General features: G+C 64.2%; 7 protein-coding genes. 5 read left to right on the top strand and 2 right to left on the bottom strand.

Annotation, left to right across the window (positions count from 1 at the left end; translation table 11 throughout):
- Positions 1-27 precede the first annotated feature (27 nt).
- The 5 genes from mreC (at position 28) to V5A20_RS01600 (ending at position 4,788) form a co-directional block, all read left to right on the top strand.
- Positions 28-849, top strand: a complete 822-nt coding sequence (gene mreC / locus V5A20_RS01580; RefSeq protein WP_332326584.1) for a rod shape-determining protein MreC — start codon at positions 28-30, stop codon at positions 847-849.
- A 301-nt stretch (positions 850-1,150) separates the two neighbouring features.
- The gene (gene hslV, locus V5A20_RS01585; RefSeq protein WP_332314722.1) at positions 1,151-1,714 is read left to right on the top strand and encodes an ATP-dependent protease subunit HslV; all 564 of its coding nucleotides are present in this window, start codon (positions 1,151-1,153) and stop codon (positions 1,712-1,714) included.
- 103 nt (positions 1,715-1,817) lie between these two features.
- Positions 1,818-2,906, top strand: a complete 1,089-nt coding sequence (locus V5A20_RS01590; RefSeq protein ID WP_332314721.1) for an NYN domain-containing protein — start codon at positions 1,818-1,820, stop codon at positions 2,904-2,906.
- Positions 2,907-2,958: 52 nt separating this feature from the next.
- Complete coding sequence (gene hslU / locus V5A20_RS01595) at positions 2,959-4,404, top strand: ATP-dependent protease ATPase subunit HslU (RefSeq protein ID WP_332314720.1); 1,446 nt, start codon at positions 2,959-2,961, stop codon at positions 4,402-4,404.
- 24 nt (positions 4,405-4,428) lie between these two features.
- A complete protein-coding gene (locus V5A20_RS01600; RefSeq protein WP_332314719.1) occupies positions 4,429-4,788 on the top strand; it encodes a phosphoribosylaminoimidazole carboxylase in 360 nt (119 codons plus the stop codon).
- Positions 4,789-4,814: 26 nt separating this feature from the next.
- Here the strand turns inward: V5A20_RS01600 and V5A20_RS01605 are convergent, their stop codons facing one another.
- Positions 4,815-5,666 (bottom strand): alpha/beta hydrolase, encoded by an 852-nt coding sequence (locus tag V5A20_RS01605; protein ID WP_332326585.1) that lies wholly within the window; start codon positions 5,664-5,666, stop codon positions 4,815-4,817.
- Between the two features lie 98 nt (positions 5,667-5,764).
- On the bottom strand, positions 5,765-6,229 hold a 465-nt coding region (locus tag V5A20_RS01610), incomplete at its 5' end, for a gamma carbonic anhydrase family protein (RefSeq protein WP_332314717.1).

Consider the following 6,229-nt stretch of genomic DNA (forward strand, 5'->3'; position numbering starts at 1 on the left):
CCCGGACCCGAGGTGTTTGTTCTTCTCATGGCGTCTCAGAACCGGCCCACCGACTGGCTCCTTCTGGGCGCCGTACTGCTGGTGGCGGCGGCCCTCATGCTCACCCAAAACCAGCCCCTCGTGCGCACTGTGCGGGCGCAGGCGATGAGTTGGACCGCCCAGGTCGAAGGCACCTTCGCCTGGATGGGTCGCTATCTCCGGGTCCTCGAGCGCAACAATGAGCTGCGGCGCGAAAACATTCAACTCTCCAGCCAGGTTGCCCGCACTCGTGCCGTACGTCAGCGAAACGAAGAGCTACGGCGCCTGCTCAACCTCACCGATACGAGCGACGCCGCCCTCCGTCCCGCTCGCATCGTCACGAAAGACATCTTTCAGAAGGACAACGTCCTCGTCCTCAATGTTGGCGCCGCCGACGGGGTGGAAAAAGGCATGCCGGTGGTCCACGAACGGGGCATTGTGGGCACCGTCGTGATGACGAACGAGCACTACGCGCGGGTCATGCCATTTCTCAACACGGACTTCCGGGTGCCCGGCACGGTCCTGCCCCTCCGTGCCGAAGGAATCGTGCGGTGGGACGGCGAGCACCTCGACCGCCTTCAACTCGATCACGTCGTGGAGACCGAGCCTGTCGAGGTGGGCCAGCAGGTCGTCACGAGCGGCCACAGTGGCATCTTTCCTCCAGGCCGTCGCATTGGCACTGTCGACTCCGTGACCGCCCCGGCCGGCCGGAGTGAACTTGCCATCTTTCTCCGTCCCGCCGTGTCGCTGTACGAGATTAGCCACGCAGTTGTCATTCTTCAGGAGCCCACTTCGGAGCAACGCACCCTGGAGTCCCCACCCGCTCGCTGACGCTGCCCCCCAAGGCCGGGCGGTTTGCCACGTCCCGTGCACTGCGCTCCGGGACACGCCGTCTAAAGTTTGGCGAAAACCGTCCTGTGTGCCGATCTGGCCGGCCAGACTCGAACTGCCTCCGGCGTGGGTCGTACAGTCTTTTCAGAGCGCACTGTGTGAGCGGAGGAAAACGACTCCCCCCAACCGGCCGAGCGGTTCGACGTTTGGATCCGGTCCGGGGCCTAGCACGCCTCCTGCTCAGAGATGTTGTCCCGAGGCCCTCTCACTGACCCGCCGCACCCCGATTTCCCCCTCGTATATGACCGCCGACACCGACTCCCCACACGGAACGACCGTCCTTGGCGTCCGCCACGACGGGCAAATTGCCCTTGGCTCGGACGGCCAAGCCACCATGAACGAGACGGTCGTTAAGCACAAGGCCGAGAAGGTTCGATCCCTGTACGATGGAGACATTCTGGCTGGCTTCGCCGGGTCGACCGCCGATGCGTTTACCTTGTTTGAACGCTTTGAAGAAAAGCTGCAGGAGTACGGGGGCAACGTAAAGAGGGCGGCCGTGGAGCTAGCAAAAGAGTGGCGCACCGACAAGTACCTCCGCCGCCTCGAAGCCTTGCTGGCAGTGGCCTCCCCCGGTGAGCTGCTTCTCATCAGCGGGGCCGGCGACGTGATCGAGCCCGACGACGACCTCGTCGCGATTGGGTCCGGCGGCTCGTTTGCCCTCGCCGCAAGTCGCGCACTCCTTCAGAACGCGGAGGGACTCACGGCTCGTGACATCGTCGAAAACGGACTCTCCATCGCGGCAGACATTTGCATCTACACGAATCACGAACGCACCATTTTGGACATCGAAGCGGAGGCTTCTTAATTCTGCCACCACTCTCTTTCTGTCTTCGGAGACCGTATTGATGATTGGTCGTCTCCGAACCCCCATCATGGTCCCATAAATTGTCCTCATACATAAATCAGTTATGTCCCACGAGCCTCTGACCGATGGCGGCGCGCCCCGGCAAGCCGCCATGTTTGTCGACTACGACAACCTGTACACCATCCTGCAGTCTCAGAGCGAGCGGGACCGCTCGGCCAGCGCATACGCGGAGGAGATTTTTGAAGAAGTCCGTCGGTATCTCGAAGAAGGCGACGACACGCCCACCATCTACGGTCGTGCGTACGGCACTTTCGACTCGCTCCTCGACGATGAGGATGCACAGGTCCCCTCGGCCCTGCATCGGGAAGGCATCCACCCGGTCCACGTACCTGCAGGCCTGCAAGACAATTCCTCTGAGGTGCGACTCACGCTGGATGTCACGCAGCTACTCACGCGGCGGTCGGACCTTCAAACCGTGGTTCTCGTCACGGGGAATCGCCCGTACCTGCCCCTCGTCCGCTGGATTCGGGAGCAGGGCTGTCGCCCCTTGGTGGCCGCCGTCAATCCCCCACAAACTGCGGACACGCCCTCGTTTGCCGAGGACAGTCGCTACCTCGATGCCCGCAACCTCCTCAGTCAAGAGTCGCGAGAGGACCTACTGGCGAACACCCCCACGAGCGGCGCCGCCTACACCCAGGCCCAAACGCCCGACACGCCGCCCCCGCAGCAGCTTCACTCGCTCGACAACCCTGCGGCCCGCCGGGCCATCAAGATTACGGAGGAGCACTTTGGGCAGTACGACGAGGTCTACCTGACCCCCCTGCTGCGCAAACTCTCCGACCTTATGGGGCCGGACGCGGACCCCAAGTCCCTCGTGAGCGATCTGGAGGCCGCCGGGGCTGCCCGCCTAGAAAAACGAAACGGATACCCGTACAACTATACGGTCCTCATCGTCAACGACGACCACCCCGACGTTCAAGACCTTCCCCAAACGGCCGACCGCGCGTCTTCTTCAGACGCAACTGCTCCCTCGGACGCCGCCGATGCGTCCACCGGTCCGGACGGCGACGAAGACGCGACCGGCGATGCCTACGACATGGATGGGGCCGTCCAATCCCCCACCGCCCCGGCCTCCAGTGTCACCCACGAAGCTGAGGAAGAGTCGACGTCCCGCGCGAACGCCGAAGAGTAGCCCTGCGCCACGCCCTTTGCACCCTTTCGATCACTGCTGATTCCGCCCCTGTATGCCTGACGTCACCCAGCACGTTGAAGACCTCACGCCTCGCCAGATCGTCGAGGAGCTTGACAAGTACATCATCGGGCAGGACGACGCGAAGAAGAACGTCGCCATTGCCCTCCGCAACCGCTGGCGCCGTCAAAACGCGCCGGAAGAGATGCGGGACGAAATCATGCCGAACAACATCATTATGATTGGGCCCACCGGCGTGGGCAAAACAGAAATCGCCCGCCGTCTGGCCCGCCTCGCCCGGGCGCCATTCATCAAGGTGGAGGCCTCCAAGTTTACAGAGGTCGGCTACGTGGGGCGCGACGTGGACAGCATGATCCGCGACCTCACCGACATCGCGGTGAACATGGTCGAGAAAGAGCACAAGGAGGCGGTTCAAGACCGGGCGCAGGAGCTGGCCGAGGAGCGCATCCTGGACATTCTCATCCCGCCGGAAGACGACCGACAGTCCCAATCCGGCGATGGAGCCTCCGACGAACCGGGCTTCACGGTCCGTGAGACCGACGAGACGGGGCCCGAGGGCGACGACACGAGCCTCCGGCAACGAACCCGCCAGAAATTTCGGGACAAGCTCCAGCGGGGCGACCTCGACGACCGGGAGATCGAGATCGAAGTGACGTCCGACTCGCAGTCGATGATGCAGATGTTCGGCCCCATGGGCATGGAGGAGATGGGCGTCAACCTAGAGGAGCTCTTCGGCAACCTCGGGGGCGGACAAAGCCAAAAGACACGGCGCGTGACTGTGGAGGAGGCCCGCGAAATTCTCACCCAGGAGGAGGCCCAGAAACTGATCGACATGGATCAGGTGAAGGAGGACGCTTTGGAGCGGGTGCAGCAGGCCGGCATCGTGTTCGTTGACGAGATTGACAAGGTCGCCTCCGGCACCCGCACCCGCGACGAGGGCGGCCAGGGCGCCGGCGTATCGCGGCAGGGCGTGCAGCGAGACCTCCTTCCCATCGTGGAAGGCTCGACCGTGACCACCAAGCACGGCATGGTGGAGACCGACCACATCCTCTTTATTGCCAGCGGGGCCTTCCACGCCGCCAAGCCGAGCGACCTCATTCCCGAGCTGCAGGGTCGGTTTCCGATCCGGGTGGAGCTCAACAACCTCGACGAGGACGACTTCTACGAGATCCTCACCAAGCCAAAAAACGCGCTCGTCAAGCAGTACCGCGCCCTCTTTCGCTCCGAAAATGTAACCATCGAATTTGAGAAGGAAGGGGTGAGTGAGCTCGCTCGGATCGCCGCCGAGGTGAACGCCGACGTGGAAAACATCGGCGCGCGGCGCCTCCACACCGTTCTGACGACGCTTCTGGAGGACTTGCTCTTCGACGTCCCCGAAGAAATCTCGCCCGGCTCCAAGGTCGTCATCGATGCCGACAGGGTGCGGGACCGCCTCAGCTCGATCGCCTCGAGCCGCGACCTCAGCCAGTACATTCTGTAACGCGTCCCCTGCCGCCCCTCAAGCATGTCGGACACGGACGGCTCCTCGACCATTCTCCAGCCCGCCAGTGGGGCGCTCATTCTGGGGCTCGACTGGCTTCTGTTTTCGGAGAACGCGATGACCCTCGGCCTCTCCACGGCCCTCGTGGCAATCGTCGGGTTCAGCGTGGCGGGCCTCGGCGTCGGCATGATTCAACGTCGCTCCGGCGCGGACGGCCTAGGGGTGGCCATTGGGAAGGGGCTCGTGGCCGGAATTGCGGTGGGCCTGCCCCTCCCCATCGCCGGAACGGCGGTGGGCGGTGGCATCCTTGCCCTTAGCGGGCTCAACACGTTCTGGCGGTCCTCGTCCGAGAAACTGCCCTCGTCCCCCGAGGACGAGACCTAACACTTCTCTCCCCCGATTGTCTCGATTTACGGGGTGGACGACACCGGAACGCCCGTCGTAACGTCCTCGACCAGGGCGCGATACGCCGCCCGCACGTCCGGGTCCTCATAAAGGTCATTGTGGCCCCCTCCGTCTACGATGACGAGCCGGCGGTTCTCGCTCGCCGCCTCGGCGTGCAGGCGCCGGGCCATGGCCGGGTTCGTCACCTGATCCTCACTCCCGCCCACGACGAGTAGGGGCACCTCCAGGGACCGAACCCGCTCCAGGTTGTCGTCCTGCTGCAGGGCCGGATCCACCTCAACGCCGAGGAAGAGCCGGACGTACCACGGAAAGAGGTAGCTCTTCCAGTCGTCGACGTTGGTGGCCGGGTTTTCGAGCACGACGCCCCCCACTGTGCGTTCGGACGCGACGTGCGTGGCGAGGAAGCTGCCCAGCGAATGCCCCCAGACCAGAAGTTCGTCCGGCGAGACCTCCGGACGCGCGACCAGAGAGTCGTAGACCGCAAGCGCGTCGTTGCGGACGGCCGCAGCACTGGGCGTCCCGTCGCTCCGTCCGTACCCCCGGTAGTCCCAGAGAAACGCGTTCACCGGGGGGCGCGTCAGGGCCCGCAGATACCCCTGCGACTGGACGAGATAAAACCCGTTGCCCCCGAAAAAGAGCACAGTCGTCTCGGCGTCGGTCTGCGTGAGGTGCCAGGCATTGACGGAAGCACTGTCCGTGACCGGAATGTTGCGGACCGAAAGGTCAACGTCGTCGACCGAAAACGTTTCGGGCGTGACCGACGGCTTGGGTTGGAAAACCGTCTCCTCATCGATCGTGATCGCGGAGCATCCTCCGAGCACAACCGACACGGCCAGAAGAAGCAGGGTGGAACGCATGGATTTGGGACGCTCGACAGAAGGACGAGAGGGAAGCACCCGGGGAATGGCATGCGTCCGGAGGGGGTCCCCGTCGATGCAACCCCGCCGTAATTCTTCTACGACAAGGCCGAATCGTACCATGGATTTTCGGACGGGGCCTCCGTGCCGGCGTGGACGGCACTGTAGCGCAGATAGTTGTCGGCGCCGTCCCGAATGCCCGCCACCTCTTCGTCGGTGAGCGACCGCACCACCTCAGCGGGCTGGCCCAAGACGAGCGACCGGGGCGGCACCCGGGTGCCCTTCGTCACGAGCGCCTGGGCCCCCACGATGCTGTGGCGGCCAATCACGGCGTGGTCCAGGATGGTGGCGCCCATCCCCACCAGCACCTCATTCTGGACCGTACACCCGTGTACAATGGCCCCGTGCCCAATTGTGACCCGCGCCCCGATGTCGGTCGGGGCCGTGCCGTGCGTGACGTGGACGACCGTGTGGTCCTGCACGTTGGTCTCGGCCCCCACGCGAATCCAGTGCACGTCCCCCCGGAGGGTGCAGTGGTGCCAGATGCTCGCGTCGCGCCCCAG

It is taken from the genome of Salinibacter sp. (genome assembly GCF_036626415.1).
Lineage (GTDB): Bacteria > Bacteroidota > Rhodothermia > Rhodothermales > Salinibacteraceae > Salinibacter.